18 protein-coding genes and 1 tRNA gene are annotated in these 17,092 nt (G+C 61.4%); 2 read left to right on the top strand and 17 right to left on the bottom strand.

Annotation, left to right across the window (positions count from 1 at the left end; genetic code table 11):
• Nucleotides 1-83: 83 nt before the first annotated feature.
• The 6 genes from ACYQ47_RS19750 to ACYQ47_RS19725 form a co-directional block, all read right to left on the bottom strand.
• Nucleotides 84-701 (bottom strand): 50S ribosomal protein L25/general stress protein Ctc, encoded by a 618-nt coding sequence (locus ACYQ47_RS19750; RefSeq protein WP_244826910.1) that lies wholly within the window; start codon nt 699-701, stop codon nt 84-86.
• Between the two features lie 152 nt (nt 702-853).
• On the bottom strand, nt 854-1,807 hold the full coding sequence (locus ACYQ47_RS19745) for a ribose-phosphate pyrophosphokinase (RefSeq protein ID WP_244826911.1): 954 nt from the start codon (nt 1,805-1,807) through the stop codon (nt 854-856).
• A 50-nt stretch (nt 1,808-1,857) separates the two neighbouring features.
• Nucleotides 1,858-1,934: transfer RNA gene (locus tag ACYQ47_RS19740), tRNA-Gln, on the bottom strand.
• Between the two features lie 53 nt (nt 1,935-1,987).
• Complete coding sequence (gene ispE, locus ACYQ47_RS19735; RefSeq protein WP_459906545.1) at nt 1,988-2,869, bottom strand: 4-(cytidine 5'-diphospho)-2-C-methyl-D-erythritol kinase; 882 nt, start codon at nt 2,867-2,869, stop codon at nt 1,988-1,990.
• A 16-nt stretch (nt 2,870-2,885) separates the two neighbouring features.
• On the bottom strand, nt 2,886-3,521 hold the full coding sequence (gene lolB, locus ACYQ47_RS19730; RefSeq protein WP_250462854.1) for a lipoprotein insertase outer membrane protein LolB: 636 nt from the start codon (nt 3,519-3,521) through the stop codon (nt 2,886-2,888).
• Nucleotides 3,521-5,389 carry a tetratricopeptide repeat protein gene (locus ACYQ47_RS19725; protein WP_310394780.1) on the bottom strand — a complete coding sequence of 623 codons (1,869 nt, stop codon included), beginning with the start codon at nt 5,387-5,389 and terminating at the stop codon, nt 3,521-3,523. The genes lolB and ACYQ47_RS19725 overlap by 1 nt, the downstream gene beginning before the upstream one ends.
• 86 nt (nt 5,390-5,475) lie before the next feature.
• Here ACYQ47_RS19725 and mutM point away from each other — a divergent pair, with 86 nt between their 5' ends.
• Together mutM and mutY are read left to right on the top strand one after the other, a co-directional pair.
• Nucleotides 5,476-6,306, top strand: coding sequence for a bifunctional DNA-formamidopyrimidine glycosylase/DNA-(apurinic or apyrimidinic site) lyase (mutM, locus tag ACYQ47_RS19720; RefSeq protein WP_250491739.1), 831 nt, complete (start codon nt 5,476-5,478; stop codon nt 6,304-6,306).
• Nucleotides 6,307-6,311: 5 nt separating this feature from the next.
• Complete coding sequence (gene mutY, locus ACYQ47_RS19715) at nt 6,312-7,373, top strand: A/G-specific adenine glycosylase (protein ID WP_459906544.1); 1,062 nt, start codon at nt 6,312-6,314, stop codon at nt 7,371-7,373.
• 4 nt (nt 7,374-7,377) lie between these two features.
• Here the strand turns inward: mutY and ACYQ47_RS19710 are convergent, their stop codons facing one another.
• The 11 genes from ACYQ47_RS19710 to kdsD all read right to left on the bottom strand — a co-directional run bounded on the left by ACYQ47_RS19710 (nt 7,378) and on the right by kdsD (nt 16,949).
• Nucleotides 7,378-8,010 carry an LON peptidase substrate-binding domain-containing protein gene (locus tag ACYQ47_RS19710; protein ID WP_244826917.1) on the bottom strand — a complete coding sequence of 211 codons (633 nt, stop codon included), beginning with the start codon at nt 8,008-8,010 and terminating at the stop codon, nt 7,378-7,380.
• A gap of 35 nt (nt 8,011-8,045) precedes the next feature.
• The gene (rapZ, locus tag ACYQ47_RS19705) at nt 8,046-8,942 is read right to left on the bottom strand and encodes an RNase adapter RapZ (RefSeq protein ID WP_250462862.1); all 897 of its coding nucleotides are present in this window, start codon (nt 8,940-8,942) and stop codon (nt 8,046-8,048) included.
• A gap of 81 nt (nt 8,943-9,023) precedes the next feature.
• Nucleotides 9,024-9,992 carry an HPr(Ser) kinase/phosphatase gene (hprK, locus tag ACYQ47_RS19700; RefSeq protein ID WP_061172712.1) on the bottom strand — a complete coding sequence of 323 codons (969 nt, stop codon included), beginning with the start codon at nt 9,990-9,992 and terminating at the stop codon, nt 9,024-9,026.
• 222 nt (nt 9,993-10,214) lie between these two features.
• A complete protein-coding gene (ptsN, locus tag ACYQ47_RS19695) occupies nt 10,215-10,670 on the bottom strand; it encodes a PTS IIA-like nitrogen regulatory protein PtsN (protein WP_244826919.1) in 456 nt (151 codons plus the stop codon).
• Between the two features lie 395 nt (nt 10,671-11,065).
• The gene (gene hpf / locus ACYQ47_RS19690) at nt 11,066-11,425 is read right to left on the bottom strand and encodes a ribosome hibernation-promoting factor, HPF/YfiA family (protein ID WP_244826921.1); all 360 of its coding nucleotides are present in this window, start codon (nt 11,423-11,425) and stop codon (nt 11,066-11,068) included.
• 179 nt (nt 11,426-11,604) lie between these two features.
• Complete coding sequence (locus tag ACYQ47_RS19685; protein ID WP_244826922.1) at nt 11,605-13,122, bottom strand: RNA polymerase factor sigma-54; 1,518 nt, start codon at nt 13,120-13,122, stop codon at nt 11,605-11,607.
• A 149-nt stretch (nt 13,123-13,271) separates the two neighbouring features.
• A complete protein-coding gene (gene lptB, locus ACYQ47_RS19680; protein ID WP_244826923.1) occupies nt 13,272-14,039 on the bottom strand; it encodes an LPS export ABC transporter ATP-binding protein in 768 nt (255 codons plus the stop codon).
• 11 nt (nt 14,040-14,050) lie between these two features.
• Nucleotides 14,051-14,752, bottom strand: coding sequence for a lipopolysaccharide transport periplasmic protein LptA (gene lptA, locus ACYQ47_RS19675; protein WP_309841269.1), 702 nt, complete (start codon nt 14,750-14,752; stop codon nt 14,051-14,053).
• Nucleotides 14,753-14,792: 40 nt separating this feature from the next.
• Nucleotides 14,793-15,395, bottom strand: coding sequence for an LPS export ABC transporter periplasmic protein LptC (lptC, locus tag ACYQ47_RS19670; protein ID WP_459906543.1), 603 nt, complete (start codon nt 15,393-15,395; stop codon nt 14,793-14,795).
• A gap of 4 nt (nt 15,396-15,399) precedes the next feature.
• Nucleotides 15,400-15,966: a KdsC family phosphatase gene (locus ACYQ47_RS19665; RefSeq protein ID WP_459906542.1), complete on the bottom strand. Its 567-nt coding sequence runs from the start codon at nt 15,964-15,966 to the stop codon at nt 15,400-15,402.
• On the bottom strand, nt 15,966-16,949 hold the full coding sequence (kdsD, locus tag ACYQ47_RS19660) for an arabinose 5-phosphate isomerase KdsD (protein WP_244826927.1): 984 nt from the start codon (nt 16,947-16,949) through the stop codon (nt 15,966-15,968). Before kdsD ends, ACYQ47_RS19665 begins: the two co-directional genes overlap by 1 nt.
• Nucleotides 16,950-17,092: the final 143 nt, after the last annotated feature.

Genomic DNA, 17,092 nt, shown 5'->3' with positions numbered 1-17,092 from the left:
CCGAGGCTTGCGCGCCGGCGGGTCACGTCGACCGTCCTTGCGAACGGATCGAGAGGATAGCGAACTTCGCTAGCTGATGCGTTTTACTCAGCAGCCGGCGTTTCACCCGTGGCTTCGTCCGTCGAATCCGACACGACAGCAGCCGGAATGGTCGCCGATGCAACCACCGGGTTTTCCGCTTCGATCGCGATCGTCAGGCTCACGCCCTTCGGCAGCGGGATGTCCTTTGCGTGCATCGTTTGGCCGGCTTCGATGGTCGCCAGATCGATTTCCAGGAACTCGGGCAGGTCTGCCGGCAGGCATTCCACTTCCAGTTCCGTCACGACGTGCGAGATCACCGCGCCCGCGAGCTTCACGGCCGGGTTGGTTTCTTGATTCATGAAGTGCAGCGGCACCTTGGTGTGCAGCTTCTTGTTCGCGTCGACACGCTGGAAATCCACGTGCAGCACCAGTTGCTTGAACGGGTGATATTGCACGTCGCGCAGCAGAACTTGTTGCGAACCGCCAGCGACTTCCAGTTCCAAAATCGACGAATGGAACACTTCCTTCTTCAGCGCGTGCCACAGGGCGTTGTGGTCCAGTTCGACCAGTTGAACGTCCTTGTCCGCACCGTACACAATAGCCGGGGTCTTGCCCGAATTGCGCAGGCGGCGGCTCGCACCCGTACCTTGCTTGCTACGCTCGAAAGCGACGACTTTCATTTGAAACTCCTATATCTGCCCGCGACCAGGCAGTGAAAATCGGGATCAACGAAAATGCGCTGATCCCACAACAACGGCAAGAACCTTCGTTCGTTCCTGCCGATCATGCAAAAACGCGAAGCTCGTGCTCCGCGTTCCTTGCTAATTCTTGCTCAACCTTCCGCGAAAAGCGACATGACCGAGTCGCCGCGCCGGATTCGGGAGAACGTCTCGGCGAGCAGACCCGCGCTCGACAGCGGACGAATCTTCGGGCACGCGAGCGACTCCGCCGACAACGGAATGGTGTCCGTCACCACGAGTTCGTCCAGTTGCGACGCCGCGATACGCTCCGCTGCGCCACCCGACAACACCGGATGCGTGGCATAAGCGAAAACCTGAGTCGCGCCGCGATCTTTCAGCACTTGCGCTGCCTTGCAGAGCGTGCCGGCGGTGTCGACCATGTCGTCCATGATGACGCATGTACGGCCTTCCACTTCGCCGATCACGTTCATCACTTCGGCGACATTCGCTTTCGGACGACGTTTGTCGATGATCGCGAGATCCGTATTCAACTGCTTGGCGAGTGCACGTGCGCGCACCACGCCGCCGACGTCCGGCGATACAACCAGCAGATGATCGTGATTTTGCTTACGCAGATCGCCGAGCAAAACGGGCGTGGCGTAAATGTTGTCGACGGGGATGTCGAAGAAACCTTGAATCTGGTCGGCGTGAAGGTCCATGGTGATCACGCGATCGACGCCGGCAATTTCCAGCATGTTCGCGACGACCTTCGCCGAGATGGCCACTCGCGCGGAACGCGGACGGCGGTCCTGACGCGCATAGCCGAAGTAGGGGATGGCTGCGGTGATCCGGCCTGCTGATGCGCGCTTGAGCGCATCGACCATGATCATGAGTTCCATCAGGGTGTCGTTCGTCGGTGCGCAGGTGGACTGCAGAACGAATACGTCTTTACCTCGAACGTTTTCCTGAATCTCGACCATGATTTCGCCGTCGGAGAAACGGCTGACCATCGCTTTGCCGAGAGGAATTCCAAGGATCTTGACGACTTCCTGTGCAAGCGCGGGATTTGCGTTGCCAGTAAATACCATCAGGCCGTCACTGCTCATCGTGCACCTGTCTGCGGCTGGAGGCGAGAGGAAAAACGCGAGAAAAGGAATGGCAGGGGAGGAAGGACTCGAACCCTCGCATGCCGGAATCAAAATCCGGTGCCTTGACCAACTTGGCGACTCCCCTACACAACTTTGAGTCTCGCCGGGAAGTGTAGGACATACCCGGCAAAACGAAACCTATGACGCGAAAGCAAAGAGAGGATGACGTTCCAGACTGCTTGTCACCACGCTCTTCCAGCTTGCCGGGAGTTTGGCTTGCGCCATCTCTGCTTCGGCTCGGCTCGGGAAAGCGGCGAACACGCTTGCTCCAGATCCGGTCATTCGCGCGGGTGCGAGATTGGAAAACCACTCGAGCACCTGTGCAACTTCCGCGTACTTTCTTGCGACTACAGCCTGCATGTCATTTCGACCGAAGCTGTCTGGCCAGTTAGTGTCTGACTTTTGCGCTGCAAGAAAGTCCGTCATTGTGGCGACCTTCGTATCCCTTGTCAAGGCCTTTTCCGAAAAAATCGCCGCCGTCGGGACGTGAACTGAAGGAGTAACTACCAGAAAAAAACGCTTGGGCAGAACGACTGCCTGCAGCGCTTCGCCAACACCTTCTGCAAAAGCATTTTGCCCGAAGACAAAAAACGGCACGTCCGCGCCGAGTTGCAGGGCGAGATTCTGCAGAATCTCACGCGAAAGATCAACACCCCAGAGACGTTTCAACGCTAAAAGAGTCGTTGCCGCGTCGGAACTTCCTCCACCAAGCCCCGCGCCCATCGGCAGATGTTTGTCGATCTCGATCTCGACGCCAAAGCGACTGCCGGTGTGCTTCTGCAGCAGGCGCGCCGCGCGCACGACCAGATCGTCCGCTTCGGGTACGCCCGGCACGAGCGTCTTGCGCGTAACGATGCCGTCATCGCGTCGTTTGAAGTGCAGCATGTCGCCCCAGTCGAGCAACTGGAAGACAGTCTGCAGCGAGTGATAGCCATCCGGACGACGGCCCGTGATGTGCAGAAAGAGGTTCAGCTTCGCGGGCGCGAGGCAGTTGCGAAGCGAGTCGTGAGTCGATGACATTTCTGATGCGAAGGCGTTATTGATCGAGCACCAGCTTGATATCGAGCGGCGGTTCCGAGCGGACCAGGTTCACGCGCTTGACGCCCGTCGCGGGCGCGTCGGCATAGGCGAGATAGTCGATGGTCCAGCCGTCCTGTCTGATCTCTTTGGGGCGGCCGTTGTTGGCTTCGGGGTCGAGCGTGGTCTGCGCGCGCGAGGTTGGCGCCGCGGACGGCTGCAGCCAGTAGCGCAAGCCCTCGACCGGCAGCGCGAAGCCAAGCGTGTTCTGCATCAGCTCCGACACGTTCTCGGCGTTCACTGGCGGCCGGTTCGGCAGTTCGAGCGTCGCGAGCGACGGCGACGAAGTGACGATCGCCATGGTCTGGCCGAGCGGGTTGCGCAACTGGAGCGTCACGGTGTCGCCGGTTTCCTGCCAGTCGAAGTTGCCGTAGGCGTTGCGCGTCGTGCCGTTCTGGTCGTTGTACTGCACGGCGAAGCGTCCGTGATACGCGCGGCTCGTCTGCGTGGTGAGCGAAGTCGTCTTATCCGATGTGGTCGGCAAACGCGGCTGCAATGCGCAACCGGCAAGCATCAACACGGTCGCGGCCGTAAAACCGAGCGCGCCTTTGCGCATGAAACCGCGCGACGCGCCGGCAATGAAATCGAAAGCCATCAAAGATCGTTTACCTGAAGTCGTTTGAGCGTTTTGACGAGCGTGTCGTTGTCGGGTTCGAGCTTCTGCGCCTGACGCCACGTGGCGCGCGCCTGATCCTGCTCCCCGGACTTCCACTGCACCTCGCCGAGATGCGCGCCGATCTCCGCGTTCGGCTGAATCTTGTAGGCGTCCGAGAGAATTTTTTCGGCTTCGGCCGCGTTGCCCTGGCGAAAGCGCGCCCAGCCGAGGCTGTCCATGATGAAGGCGTCGTTCGGCGCGAGCGACACCGCCTTCTCGATCAGCTTCACCGCTTCGTCGACACGCTGGTTGCGATCCACGAGCGAGTAGCCGAGTGCGTTATATGCCTGCGGATTGCTCGGGTCCACGCGCATGAGCTTGCGCAACTGCGTTTCCATTACGTCGTAGTGACCGTTCTTTTCGGCGGCCATGGCGTAGTCGTAGGCGAGATCCGGATCGTCCGGGAACGCGGCCACGGCCTTCGCGAGATTCGCTTCCGCTTCGTCGTAGCGATGCGCCTCGAAAAGAATCGCCGAGTCGGTGCGCGCGAGCAATGCGAGGTCGCGCGGATCGGAACTTTGCAGGCCATTGAGAAGCGATCGCGCTTCATCCACCTTGCCTTGCTTCGCGAGCAGTTGCGCGCGCGTGATCTGCGCGGGCAAATATTGCTGGCTCGTGCGCGGAATCTTGTCGAGCCACTGGCTTGCTTGCGCCTCGTCCTTCTGTTCGAGCGACAGTTGTGCGAGGTAGATGTAAGCCTGTCCCGGATCGCCGTTGGGCGACGCCTCCGCAGCCTGCGCGTACTGCTTGAGCAGGTCCTGCGCCTTGTCGAACTGCTTCTTCTGAATGTCGATGAGCGCGAGCGCCATGAGCGGCGTCAGATCTTTCGAGTCGTTCTTGCGCATGATCTCGAACTGCTTCTGCGCGTCGTCGAGCCGGTCCGACGACAGATACAACTGCGCCAGCGCGAGCCGCGCGTCATGCGACTTCGGATTCTTGTCGAGATACTTCTCGAACGAAGCGATGCCTTCCTTGCGCTCTTCCGGGCCCATGCGCGCGAGCGTGAGCGCCGCGGGCAAGTAATCCGGGCGCAGCTTCAACGCCTTTTCCAGCGATGCCTTCGCGCCCGGCTGGTCGTCCGCGAGCAACTGCTGACGGGCAAGCGCGAGTTGCGTTTCGGGCAGATCCAAGTCGTTCGCGGAGAGATCCTTCAGGACATTCAGGCCGCCTACGCGATTCGGTCCGCGTGCAAGCAGCGTCTGCAACGAAAGAATGGCTTCGCCGCGTTGCTCGGCCGGAACCTTGGCGAGTTCGTTTTGCAGCGTGGGCTTCGCGTCGTCGGGCTTGCCGGACACGATCAACAACGAAGCGCTCAACTGCGCGGCGCGCTCGGAATGCGGCGCAAATTGCTGCCAAAGCTGCGCGGAGGTCATTGCGTCGGTGGGGCTCTGTGCGGCAATGGCGATTTCCGTGGCGCGCTGAGCGAAGCGCGGATCATGCGTGTCGCGCGCGAGCGAGAGGTAAGTCTGGTAGGCGGGCGCGGCCTGGCCACGCTGCAAGGCGACTTCCGCCGCCAACACCTGAAAGACGATCTGGCTGGATGCCGCCACGTTCGGCAAATCCTGCGACTCCGCGTTATTGACAGGCGCGGTCAGAAGATCAGACGCGTTTTGCGCCGCGGCCTGATCGTCGGTGCTCGGCACGGGTGTCGCGTTCGGTACCTGAGCGTGCGCGGGCGTGAAAGCGATCGCGGACAATGCAACTGCAATCGCGCCGGCCATGCGCGTGAACCGCGCCCTTGACCGTGCACGCGATCGGATGAGGCCGGCCTGACGCAACGTATTCAGTTTGATTTCGAACGGGTTCATGGAAATCCAGACGATGTTTCGGTCGATTGTAACGCGGTGGCTAAAATACCGGCACACTCGTCCCAGCAAGACGCTCTCCAGGAAATATGCCAGAACTGCCGGAAGTAGAAGTCACCCGTCGCGGAATCGAACCTTATGTCGCCGGAAGGCGCGTCGAGCATGTCGATGTGCGTACGCCCGCGCTGCGCTGGCCCATTCCGGCGCATCTCGCAAAGACGCTCGCGCGCCTGAAAATAGAGAAGGTCGAAAGGCGCGGCAAATATCTGCTTTTCGAGACGGCCGAAGGCTGGCTCATCGTGCATCTCGGCATGACAGGCACGCTGCGCGTCTTGCGTAACGTGCCGCGCCCACCGGATGCCGCCAAGCACGATCACGTCGATATCGTGTTCGATGACTTCATCCTGCGCTTTCGCGATCCGCGTCGCTTCGGCGCGATTCTGTGGCACGCACGCGCCGATGGCGACGTGCTCGCTCATCCCTTGCTCGCGAGTCTCGGCGTCGAACCGTTCTCGCCGGAATTCTCAGGCGCGCTGCTGTTTCGCGCGACGCGCGGGCGCAAAGTATCGGTGAAGCAGGCGCTGCTTGCGGGTGGAATCGTCGTGGGCGTGGGCAATATCTACGCGTCGGAGAGCTTGTTTCGCGCGGGCATTCGTCCGACGACTGCCGCCGGGCGCATCTCGCTCGTGCGCTACGATCTGCTCGCCGATGCCGTGCGCGTGACGCTCGCGGCGGCGATCGAAAAGGGCGGCAGCACGCTGCGCGACTTTGTCGGCAGCAATGGCGAATCGGGCTACTTCCAGCTCGACTATTTCGTCTATGATCGCGCCGGATTGCCCTGCCATGTTTGCGGCACCGCCATCAAGCAAATCGTCCAGGGGCAACGCTCGACGTACTTCTGCCCGCGCTGCCAACGTTGAACTCAATGCTCGCTCTTACAGACTTTTCCGCGCGCCTGATCGCGTGGCAACGCATTCACGGCCGTCACGACCTGCCGTGGCAGAACACGCGCGATGCTTACCGCATCTGGCTCTCGGAGATCATGCTGCAGCAGACGCAGGTCAGCACGGTCATTCCGTACTACGCGCGTTTTCTCGAACGTTTCCCGACCGTGACTGCGCTCGCGGACGCCCCGATCGACGACGTGATGGCGCTCTGGGCCGGGCTCGGCTATTACTCGCGCGCGCGCAATCTGCATCGCTGCGCGCAGGTCGTGGCGTTCGAACACGGCGGCGCGTTTCCGCGGACAGTCGAAGCGCTCGCGGAATTGCCGGGCATCGGCCGATCGACGGCGGCGGCGATTGCATCGTTCGCGTTCGCCGCACGCGCGACGATCCTCGATGGCAACGTGAAGCGTGTGCTTGCGCGCGTGTTCGGCGTCGAAGGTTTTCCGGGCGAAAAGCGTGTGGAGAACGCAATGTGGACGCTCGCGGAATCGCTCTTGCCCGATGCCGCCAACAAGGATGAAGTCACCGCCTACACGCAAGGCCTGATGGACCTCGGCGCGACGCTGTGCGTGCGCGGCAAGCCCGATTGCGCGCGCTGTCCGTTCGCGCCGGATTGTGTGGCGAACGTGGAAGGACGTCAGCGCGAGTTGCCGGCGGCGCGTCCGAAGAAAGCGGTGCCGACGCGCAAGACGTGGATGCTGGTGCTGAAAGACGGCGATTCGATCCTGCTCGAAAAGCGTCCGCCGACGGGAATCTGGGGCGGTCTCTGGAGCTTGCCCGAAGCCGCCGACGAAGCCGCGCTCGCGGCCGTGGCGCACAGTTTTGGCGGCGACGCGCAGTTGCAGCGGCTTGCGCCGCTTTCGCATACGTTCACGCATTTCAAACTGGAAATCGAGCCGCGTCTCGGCGAAACCCGTGGCACGCCGCGCGAACTGAACGACGCGCAAACCGTTTGGGCGCCGCTTTCCCGGCTCGATGCGTTCGGCGTTCCCGCGCCCGTTCGCAAGCTGCTCGACGGACTCACCGGCTCGCTCATCTAAAGCGCTAAAGCAGTTGATGATGCTGCATGTAGTGATGCACGACGTCGATACGCGCGCCGGCATCCATCAGTTCCATGAGCTTCTGGCGCGCGCGCATGGGAATCGGCAGGATTTCGGCAAGACGGTTCGACACCCAGGTGGGGTCGTCGAAGAGATAGGGCTCGACGAACGGAAGGTTCTGCGGCTCGCGCGTTTTGATGGTCTCGATGATGCGCTCCAGCACCTCCGCGCACGCGCCGAACTTGGCGAGCGTTTCGGCGCCATGCAGCGGCTGATCCTCGCCCAGCACTTCCGCCGTTCCAACCAGCAGATTGCTCGGGTCGACGCGATGCGTCACGAGCCGAAAGCGTTCCGTTCCGCGCGCCTGCACGAGCAGGAGGCCGAAGGTATCGACATCGCATTCCGTGATTTCGGCAAGACAGCCGATGCTTTCCGGCACCGACGGATCTCCCGGCGACGCGATCTCATGACCGCTCTTTAACAGGCACACGCCGAACGGCGACTTCTCGCGCAAACACGAACGCGCCATGTCGAGATAGCGCGCCTCGAAAATCTTGAGCGGCAGCAGGCCGCCGGGAAAGAGGACGGTGTGAAGCGGAAACAGCGGCAAGTCGGCTAGAACGGGGTTCGAGGACATTGCGCGCCTCCAGTTTGCGACCGCCGACGCGGCGATCAGGTTCGCGTGTGGATTGCGCTGTCATCCACGGGGATGGGCGCGTCACGATGCCGCACGATCACATTGGCGTCGCCGCGAAAGCGCGCGGCCAGCGCCTGTGCGATGTACACCGAGCGATGTTGCCCGCCTGTGCAGCCGATCGCAACCGTGAGATAGCTGCGGTTATCGTCGCGAAAGCGCGGCAGCCATTTGCCGACGAATTCGCCGATGTCGTCGATCATCTCGCCGACCATGGGCTGCGCCGAAAGATAGTCGATGATCGGCTGATCGAGGCCCGTGAACGGGCGCAACTCGCGGTCGTAATACGGATTCGGCAGCGTGCGCACGTCGAAAACAAGATCGGCGTCGAGCGGCACGCCGCGCTTGAAGCCAAACGATTCGAACATGAGGGTGAGGTCGGCGGCATCGGTTTCGACGAAGCGCTTGACCCACGCGCGCAGGACGTTCGCGCGCAGATTGCTGGTGTCGATCTGATGGCCGTACTCGGCCAGGTCGGCCACGAGTTCGCGTTCCCGCTCGATGGCTTCCGCGAGCGAGTTGAGCACACCGACATCGGCCTCGTGCATGGGTGAACCGGAAAGCGGGTGACGGCGACGCGTCTCGGAGAAGCGCTGAATGAGCGACTGCGTGCTTGCGTTGAGGAACAACACGCGCAGGTCGTACTTGCTAGACAGTGTGTGGATGATGCCGGGGACATCGTCCAGGGAATGGCTCGAACGCGCGTCGATGGCGACGGCGAGACGCTGCTGTCCTTCGCTCGACAGGTAATCGGCCAGTTCGGGCAAGAAGCGCGGCGGCAGATTGTCGACGCAGTAGTAGCCGCCGTCCGCGAGAGCGTTCAGCGCAACCGATTTGCCAGAGCCGGAGATGCCGGTGATCAGGATGATACGCATGGGCTTCGCTTCAATTGCCTTATCTTAGCACTGGCTTCGGGTCCGTTTTTTCGCGCTTCGAGCGTGAACTCGGGCGGGAAATTAGATCAGTTTGCCGGGGAACTGGCTATCCGGGTCCTGCATGGCGAGCCGCTGACGGTCCATGAAGTCCCGCAACGTGTCGATGCCGCGCAATTGCAGGATCGTATTGCGTACCGCCGCTTCTACCAGCACAGCAAGGTTTCGGCCCGCGGCGACTTGAATCGTCACTTTGCTGATCGGCAGACCGAGGACATCCACGGTCTGACTTTCCAGCGGAAGCCGTTGAAACTCGCCATCCGGCCGACGAACCAGTTGCACGATCAGCTTGAGTTTCATTTTGCGGCGCACGGCGGTCTCGCCGAAAATCGTCTTGATGTCCAGCAGACCGAGACCGCGCACTTCGAGCAGATTTTGCAGCAGGGGCGGGCAGCGCCCTTCGACGAAATCAGGACCAAGGCGCACGAAATCCACGGCGTCATCGGCCACCAGACCGTGGCCACGGCTGATCAACTCCAGCCCGAGTTCGCTTTTGCCGAGGCCGGAGTCGCCGGTCAGAAGCACTCCCATGCCCAGAATGTCGATGAACACGCCATGCAGCGTGGCGCGTGGCGCGAGAATGCGTGACATGTAAGCGCGCAGACTGTCGATGACCGCGGCCGCGGACATGCGCGTCGTGAAAAGCGGTGTGGACGATCGCGTACAGCGCAGCACGAGTTCCGGCGGCGCGCCGACTTCGCCGGCCACCACGAGAAACGGCGGTTCCAGTGCGATCAGTTCGGCCATGTGGCGCGAACGGTCTTCGTCGGACTGGCGCTGGTAGTAGTTGATCTCGGCGTCGCCGAGCACCTGGATACGGTTGGGGTGAATCAGATTCAGGTGGCCGACCAAGTCCGCGCTGGAGGTCGCGTTGGCAACGGTTTCACTCGAAAACCCGCGTTCCCAGCCTTCGTGCCCAGTCAGCCAACTGAGCTTCAAAGTGGCGGCGTTGTCGTCGAAAATGCTTTGGGCGTTGATGCTGGACGTATCCATGAGGCCGGAACTCCGTTGGAAGCCGGGAGCAGCCAACGCGCGCCGAAGCGAATTGCTTCAATCAGCCGCATGGTGCTGCATTTCACTGCGTTTGACCCGCGTTCAGACCGCGTTTGAAACGATTGTGCCGCAGAAGCACCGCATAAGCGAGACGCCCCAAAAAGCCTGGAAAGGGCGGCTGACCTGCTGCAAATGCGGCTCTCGGCAATGCGAGCGCGCCGCTTATGGCTGCCACTGCGTGAGGACCTGATACAGGGCCTCGCGATTTTCTTCCTTGTGCAAACGCTCGCGCGCTTCGCTGTCGGAGAGTAATTGCGCGATCTCCGAGAGAATTTCAAGATGCTGCTGGGTCGCCTGCTCGGGCACGAGCAGGAAGATCAGGAGCGAAACCGGCTGCCCGTCGGGCGATTCGAACGCGACAGGCTCCGCCAGGCGCACGAAGGCGGCGAGCGGTTGCTTCAGCCCCTTGATGCGGCCATGTGGAATGGCGACGCCTTCGCCGAGGCCAGTCGAGCCGAGACGCTCACGAGCGAAGAGATTGTCGGTGACGATGCTGCGGGCGATGCCGTTCTGGTTCTCGAAAATCAGACCCGCCTGCTCGAATACACGCTTCTTGCTGGTAACGGCCAGTCCGAGAACCACGTTCTCGATGGGAAGAAATTTAGCTAAACGATTCATGTTGGCAGGCTGATGCGTGGCCTGATAGCTCCTCATCGTGGCTACTGTAAGCGCTCACGGCGACGATCGGACGGAAAATGCGCTTGGGCTTCCTGCAGCGTATCTGTTTGGTTAACCCCTGTAACAACCGGGCCATTATAGAACAGGGTAATGCGTGATGGTGCGGCGCGCCATTGCCCTATTGCAACTCAATGTGCAGTACAAAACCCGGGAAATCAATGGCTTGTACTGACTCGTCACCGATTCCCAACAAAAAAGCCGCCAAGGCGGGCGGCTTTGCTCTGGTCTGTGCTCTCGATGACTGTTCGGCCAAGGTTGGAGGATTTCCTCCAAACCCGCCCACCGGCTGGCGGCGGGCACGTGCAAACGACCTCGGATCACGCGACGCGCCGCATTCAGGGCGACGGCGCTTCCAGTTCTTGCGCTTCGGCGCGGTACTTGATGGCCTCGTGAGCGTGGCCCTGGATCTTGTCCTTGTGCTTGATGACCTGACGATCCAGCTTGTCCACCATTAGATCGATGGCCGCGTACATATCAACGTCACAACTCTCGATGAAAATGTCCTTGCCCTTCACGTGCAAGTTGATTTCACACTTTTGCCGCTTGTCCTTTTCCCTATGATTGTCGACCGAGAGGACAACGCTGCCGTCGATCACTTGATCGAAGTGACGCAGCACCCTGTCCAGTTTCGTGATCACGTACTCGCGCAACGCAGGCGTCAATTCGAGGTGGTGTCCACTGATCTTCAAGTTCATAGTTGCTCTCCAAGCTGATGGCCGCCAGGCCAAGGCTCGTCCGATACCGGTCGGCGATGCGACTCCAGAGCGCATGAGCTACGAGCGCGTGAGGAAAGGCGCACCGACCGGCTCGTCCGCGCATTTGCGCTGCGGCCGGTAAACGTCCGTCGCGACATGCGACAGACTATAGAGACGGGTCAAAGAGACTTGCGCAGATTCACTGCGGGAATTCTCAGTGCCTCGCGATACTTGGCGACAGTGCGCCGCGCAACCACGAAGCCTTGTTCCGCCAGCAGTTCGGCGATGCGGCTGTCTGAAAGAGGAGTTTTGGGGTCTTCCGCTCCTATCAGTTGCTTGATGAGGGCCCGGATCGCCGTGGACGATGCCGCGCCTCCAGTGTCAGTCGAAACATGCGATCCGAAGAAGTACTTAAATTCAAGCGTCCCGAATGGGGTGAGCATGTACTTTCCGGTCGTCACGCGTGAAACCGTCGACTCGTGTAAACCCAGCGTATCAGCAATTTCCCTCAAAACCAAGGGCCGCATGGCGATTTCGCCATGAGCGAAGAAGTTCTTCTGACGCTCGACAATGGCCTGCGCGACGCGAAGAATCGTCTCGAATCTCTGCTGAATATTCTTGATGAGCCAGCGCGCTTCCTGAAGTTGTTGCCGCAACGAACCGCTGCCCGGATCACCACGGTTGTTGCGCAAAATGTTCGCGTACAAGTGGTTGATACGCAGCTTCGGCACAATCTCCGGATTCAACTCGGCGGTCCACCCGCCAGACATCTTGCGCACGAGAATGTCCGGTACGACGTAATCGGCTTCGCTCTTGCCATAGGCAGCTCCTGGAAAAGGCTCCAATGACTTGATCAGCAAATGCGCGTCCCGCAGCGAATCGTCGCTCGCCTTCAGATGCTTGCGCAGACGCGTGAAATCTCGCGCGGCAAGCAATTCCAGATGATTGTTGACGATGTCCAGCGCAAGCGTGCGCGTGGGCGAACCATCCAGTCGCAGCAATTGCAGCTTCAAACACTCGGATGCCGAGCGGCCGCCCACACCGGGCGGATCGAAACTCTGCAGCAAGGCGAGTGCCGCGCTGAGTTCGTCGACATCGACTTCAAGTTCGTCGGGCAGATCGGCCTGGACTTCTTCGAGCGTGGCCGTGAGATAACCGTCTTCGTCCAATGACTCGATTAGGAACGTAATCAGCGCGCGATCGCGCTGGTTCGCCGACGTCATGCGCAACTGCGCGGTCAGATGGTCACGCAGCGTCGTGGTCGATTCGTGGATTTGCAGCGGCGGGAGATCGTCGTCGTCGGAGGCATTGTTCGAACGGCCATAGTCTTCGAGGTTCCACGAACTCGAATCCGCGCCGTTGTCGGAGCCCATGCCGTTGTATTCGTCGACACCTTGCGGCTCGCCGTTCTCCGAGCGATCGGAACTCGACGTGCTCGATGACGAGCCGTTGCTCATCATGGGTTCGGGCGCCGAATTGTTCGAAGCGGGAGACGAGATCAGCGAGCCGTCTGCCGCGACGCGCAGCGGGCTTGCAATCCAGTCGTCCTCGTTCTCGAGCAGCGGATTTTGCGCGATGGCCATTGCCACTTCCTGCTGCAATTCGAGCGTCGACAACTGCAGCAGCCGGATGGACTGCTGCAGTTGTGGGGTCAGCGCAAGATGCTGCGATAGTCGGAGTTGGAGGCTGGCTTTCATGGCAAATTTTTATTCATTGTAGAGAGTTTGCCACGCGCGCGAAACCTCGCGGCGAATCCAAAAAAGCGTGTGCCGCCTCGGTGGGCGGCACGTAAAAATTGCACTTGCGACTTGATGCGGCGCGGTACACGCGCCTTTCGTCCTATGCGTTACATGCGGAAATGCTCACCCAGATAAACGCGCCGCACGTTTTCATTCTCGATGATCTCGCTCGGCGCACCCGCTGCCAGCACGCTGCCATCGCTGATGATGTACGCGTGGTCGCAAATGCCGAGCGTCTCGCGCACGTTGTGGTCCGTGATCAGCACGCCGATGTTGCGCTGCTTCAAAAACTTCACGATCTTCTGGATTTCCAGCACCGCGATAGGATCGACGCCCGCGAACGGCTCGTCGAGCAGGATGAAGCTCGGGTTGGTTGCAAGCGCGCGCGCTATTTCAACGCGTCGGCGTTCGCCGCCCGACAGCGACAACGCCGGATTCTCACGCAGATGCGCAATCTGCAGTTCATCGAGCAGGGCTTCGGCGCGCTGTGTAATGGCGTCTTTGGACAGGCGTTTGCCCGTTTCGTCCGTCTGCAGTTCGAGCACCGCGCGAATGTTCTGCTCGACGGTGAGCTTGCGAAACACCGAGGCTTCCTGCGGAAGATACGACAAACCGAGATGCGCGCGCTGGTGAATGGGCAGAAGGCTGATCGAGGTATCGTCGAGCACGATTTCGCCTGCGTCGAGCGGCACGAGGCCGACGATCATATAAAACGACGTAGTCTTGCCTGCGCCGTTCGGCCCAAGCAGACCGACGACTTCGCCGCTCTTCACATCTAGCGACACGTCTTTCACCACGGTGCGCGAGCCGTAACGCTTCTTCAGATTACGCACGACCAGCGAGCTCGACTGGCCTTCCGGCTTACGGTGGGGCATGGCTGGCGAGTTCACTGCTGCGGCGTTCCCTTTAGAGTGTTCGACGGTGCAAGCGTGGCGGGCGGGCCATCCAGCGACGCCGCGTTGCCGCTGCGCGGCGCGAGCATGGCGCGCACGCGGCCGGTCGGATTGCCTGGTGAGGCCACGTCCTTGCCAGCGGTTGCCGTGTAGAAGTCTTTCTGACCGTCGTAGGTGATGACGCTGCCGTGCACTTCGTCCTGCACCTTGGTCAGGCCTTGCAGGCGGCGCACGGTGGCGCGCGTCGTGAGTTTGGTGAAGTCGTTCTTGCCGTCGTAGTCGATACGAACCGCGTTGCCGTCGATGTACTCGTCGAGACCATCGCGCTTTTGACGGAAGTACGAGAGATTGTTGCCGGTCGAGGTGCCGGTCGCGTACTGATAGCCCTGTGGATCTTGCGTGACATCGACGCGATCCGCCTTGATGACGATCGTGCCTTTGGTCGCAACGACGTGACCGGTGAACACGTTCTTCTGGTTCAGGTCGTCGTAGGACATGTTGTCCGCTTCGATGTTGAGCGGCTTGTCGCGGTCGGCCTTTTCGGCGTGCGCCGGAGTTGGCAGCGCCAGCATCGCGGTGAGCGAAGTCAGCGAGACCAGGGCGGCCGCGAGCCCAGCCCGCACGGCGTGCGCGGTGCGGCGCGCGAACATTGCGCGCGTGTGGCCGCCATCGGGACGAGGGAAGCTTTGGTTCATGCAGTCACAAAATTCGGAAGGATTTGCCGGGATAACTAGGTTACTTTGACGAGCCGCCATTGATGTCCGACGCGGCTATCGCGCCGCGCACGTTACCAAAGAGCTTCATTTCCCGGGTCACGTTGTTGTAGTTCATGCCGTTGGCCGTCATCACGGACGGGCCGCGCTGAAGTCTAACCGGTTTTTCCGTCAGGATGACATCGTCGTTCACCAGCACGCGAAAATGCTGCGAATCCGCTTGCATCTGCGGATCGCCGAAACCGGCTGCGCGCAGGATGCGGGCGTTGTCGTACAGATCGACGATGGACACGTCGCCGTTCACCGTGCCGCGCTGCGCCGTCGCCGTGACGGTGGGCTTTTGCGGCTGGAACATGCGCATGGCGGGCAGCGTCAGGTCGCTGTTTTCGTCGTCTTCGTAATGCACCATGGACTTGGCCGTGAGGCGATACTGCGTCGTGCCCGAGGTATCGAGTTCGGAGACGGAAAAATTCTCGGCGAAGTAATCGGCGGTATGACGCTTTGGCTGCTCGGGCGCGGGCGCACCGGACGGCAGCGTGCTCTGCAGAAGCCAATAGGTGATGCCCGCGAGCGCCGCCATGGCGACGAGCGGCAGCAAGGAGGAGAAACGGCCGGGACGAGGCATTGGCTTATTCTCCGAGCGCCGCGGCTAGCAGCGCGTCGTAGCGGTTCTGCGCGCGCAAGATGACGTCGCAGACTTCGCGCACCGCGCCTTGACCGCCACGCGCTTCGGCCACGAAATGCACGCGTTGGATCACTTCCGGATGCGCGTTCGCCGGCGCGGCCGCGAAACCGCAGCGGCGCATCACGGCGAGGTCGGGCCAGTCGTCGCCCATGTAGCCGGCTTCGTCGGCGGCTATTTTGGTCGCGGCGAGCAACCCGGCGAGGGCAACGGTCTTGTCCGCGACGCCCTGATAAAGATGCGTGACGCCCAGTTCCTTCGCGCGCGCCGCGACGATGCCCGACTTGCGGCCCGTGATGATCGCCGTCTGTACCCCGACCGACTGAAGCATCTTCACGCCGTGGCCGTCGAGCGAGTTGAACGATTTCATCGCGTCGCCTTCGGCGGTGAAGAAGAGGCTGCCGTCGGTGAAGACTCCGTCGACATCGAAAATCATGAGCTTCACGCGGCTCGCGCGGTCGGTAGCGGACGCGGCGGATGCGTCAGAAGCGGCGGAAGAAGGCGTTTGCGCCATCAGATCACCTTCTTGGAAAAGAGGTCGTGCATGTTCAGCGCGCCGATCAGTGTCGCGTCGGCGTCCACGACCAGCATCTGATTGATACGAAAGCGCTCCATCAGTTCCACGGCTTCGACGGCAAGATGGTCCGGACCGATCGTGCGCGGATTACGCGTCATGACATCGGCGAGTTTCAGCGCGCGGAAATCGCCGTCGCGCTGCAGGATGCGACGCAGGTCGCCGTCCGTGAAGATGCCTTCCACGTGACGATCGCCGTTGATGACCGCCGTCATGCCCATGCGCTTGGCTGTGATCTGAAAGAGCGCGTCCGATACCGTGGCGTCGAGCGAGACGACCGGCACTTCGTCGCCCACGCGCATTACGTCGCGCACATAAGTCAGGAGGCGCCGGCCGAGCGCGCCGCCCGGATGCGAACGCGCGAAATCCTCGGGACCGAAGCCGCGCGCATCGAGCACGGCGACGGCGAGGGCATCGCCCATGGCAAGCGCGGCCGTGGTGCTGGCCGTGGGCGCGAGATTCATGGGACACGCTTCCTTTTCGACGCGCACGTTCAGATGCATGTCCGCAAGTTGCGCGAGGCTGGATTCGGGCCGTCCCGTAATGGCGATGAGTTTTGCGCCAAGACGCTTGATGAGCGGCAAAATAGCGACGAGTTCCTCGGTTTCGCCCGAGTTGGACAACGCGATGAAGATGTCGTCGGCCGTGACCATGCCCAGGTCGCCGTGGCTCGCCTCGGCCGGATGCACGAAGAACGCCGGCGTGCCCGTGCTTGCGAGCGTGGCGGCGAACTTGCGCGCCACGTGTCCCGACTTGCCGATGCCGGACACGACCACGCGCCCGCGGCAGGCAAGCAGCGTTTCGACTGCGTTCGTGAAGTTTTCGTCGAGAAGTTCTGAAAGCCCGCGAACGGCGTCGGCTTCGATCTGGATCACGTCGCGAGCGAGTCCCAGTGCCCGGTCGCCATTGATTTTCGCTATCATGCGCGGAGTATAGCAAAGGCGTTTCTTCGCCGCGCCGCTCAAGGGCGTGACGCGCCGCCGCCTATCCGCCCCCGCAGGCCCCGGCGTCAGGGGCCTTTCCACGACACCGTCGCGCGGCCTTCGCGCGTGCCGGAACGCCGACG

The sequence above is a fragment of the Caballeronia sp. HLA56 genome (assembly GCF_054655155.1).
Note: the sequence above shows the minus strand (reverse complement) of the source record. Positions and strands in the feature narration are given on the sequence as shown.

Bases quoted from the DNA above. Each gene is read 5' to 3' on its own strand.
- ACYQ47_RS19750 (WP_244826910.1), bottom strand. From the start codon at position 701: ATGAAAGTCGTCGCTTTCGAGCGTAGCAAGCAAGGTACGGGTGCGAGC.
- ACYQ47_RS19745 (WP_244826911.1), bottom strand. From the start codon at position 1,807: ATGAGCAGTGACGGCCTGATGGTATTTACTGGCAACGCAAATCCCGCG.
- ispE (WP_459906545.1), bottom strand. From the start codon at position 2,869: ATGTCATCGACTCACGACTCGCTTCGCAACTGCCTCGCGCCCGCGAAG.
- lolB (WP_250462854.1), bottom strand. From the start codon at position 3,521: ATGGCTTTCGATTTCATTGCCGGCGCGTCGCGCGGTTTCATGCGCAAA.
- ACYQ47_RS19725 (WP_310394780.1), bottom strand. From the start codon at position 5,389: ATGAACCCGTTCGAAATCAAACTGAATACGTTGCGTCAGGCCGGCCTC.
- mutM (WP_250491739.1), top strand. From the start codon at position 5,476: ATGCCAGAACTGCCGGAAGTAGAAGTCACCCGTCGCGGAATCGAACCT.
- mutY (WP_459906544.1), top strand. From the start codon at position 6,312: ATGCTCGCTCTTACAGACTTTTCCGCGCGCCTGATCGCGTGGCAACGC.
- ACYQ47_RS19710 (WP_244826917.1), bottom strand. From the start codon at position 8,010: ATGTCCTCGAACCCCGTTCTAGCCGACTTGCCGCTGTTTCCGCTTCAC.
- rapZ (WP_250462862.1), bottom strand. From the start codon at position 8,942: ATGCGTATCATCCTGATCACCGGCATCTCCGGCTCTGGCAAATCGGTT.
- hprK (WP_061172712.1), bottom strand. From the start codon at position 9,992: ATGGATACGTCCAGCATCAACGCCCAAAGCATTTTCGACGACAACGCC.
- ptsN (WP_244826919.1), bottom strand. From the start codon at position 10,670: ATGAATCGTTTAGCTAAATTTCTTCCCATCGAGAACGTGGTTCTCGGA.
- hpf (WP_244826921.1), bottom strand. From the start codon at position 11,425: ATGAACTTGAAGATCAGTGGACACCACCTCGAATTGACGCCTGCGTTG.
- ACYQ47_RS19685 (WP_244826922.1), bottom strand. From the start codon at position 13,122: ATGAAAGCCAGCCTCCAACTCCGACTATCGCAGCATCTTGCGCTGACC.
- lptB (WP_244826923.1), bottom strand. From the start codon at position 14,039: ATGCCCCACCGTAAGCCGGAAGGCCAGTCGAGCTCGCTGGTCGTGCGT.
- lptA (WP_309841269.1), bottom strand. From the start codon at position 14,752: ATGAACCAAAGCTTCCCTCGTCCCGATGGCGGCCACACGCGCGCAATG.
- lptC (WP_459906543.1), bottom strand. From the start codon at position 15,395: ATGCCTCGTCCCGGCCGTTTCTCCTCCTTGCTGCCGCTCGTCGCCATG.
- ACYQ47_RS19665 (WP_459906542.1), bottom strand. From the start codon at position 15,966: ATGGCGCAAACGCCTTCTTCCGCCGCTTCTGACGCATCCGCCGCGTCC.
- kdsD (WP_244826927.1), bottom strand. From the start codon at position 16,949: ATGATAGCGAAAATCAATGGCGACCGGGCACTGGGACTCGCTCGCGAC.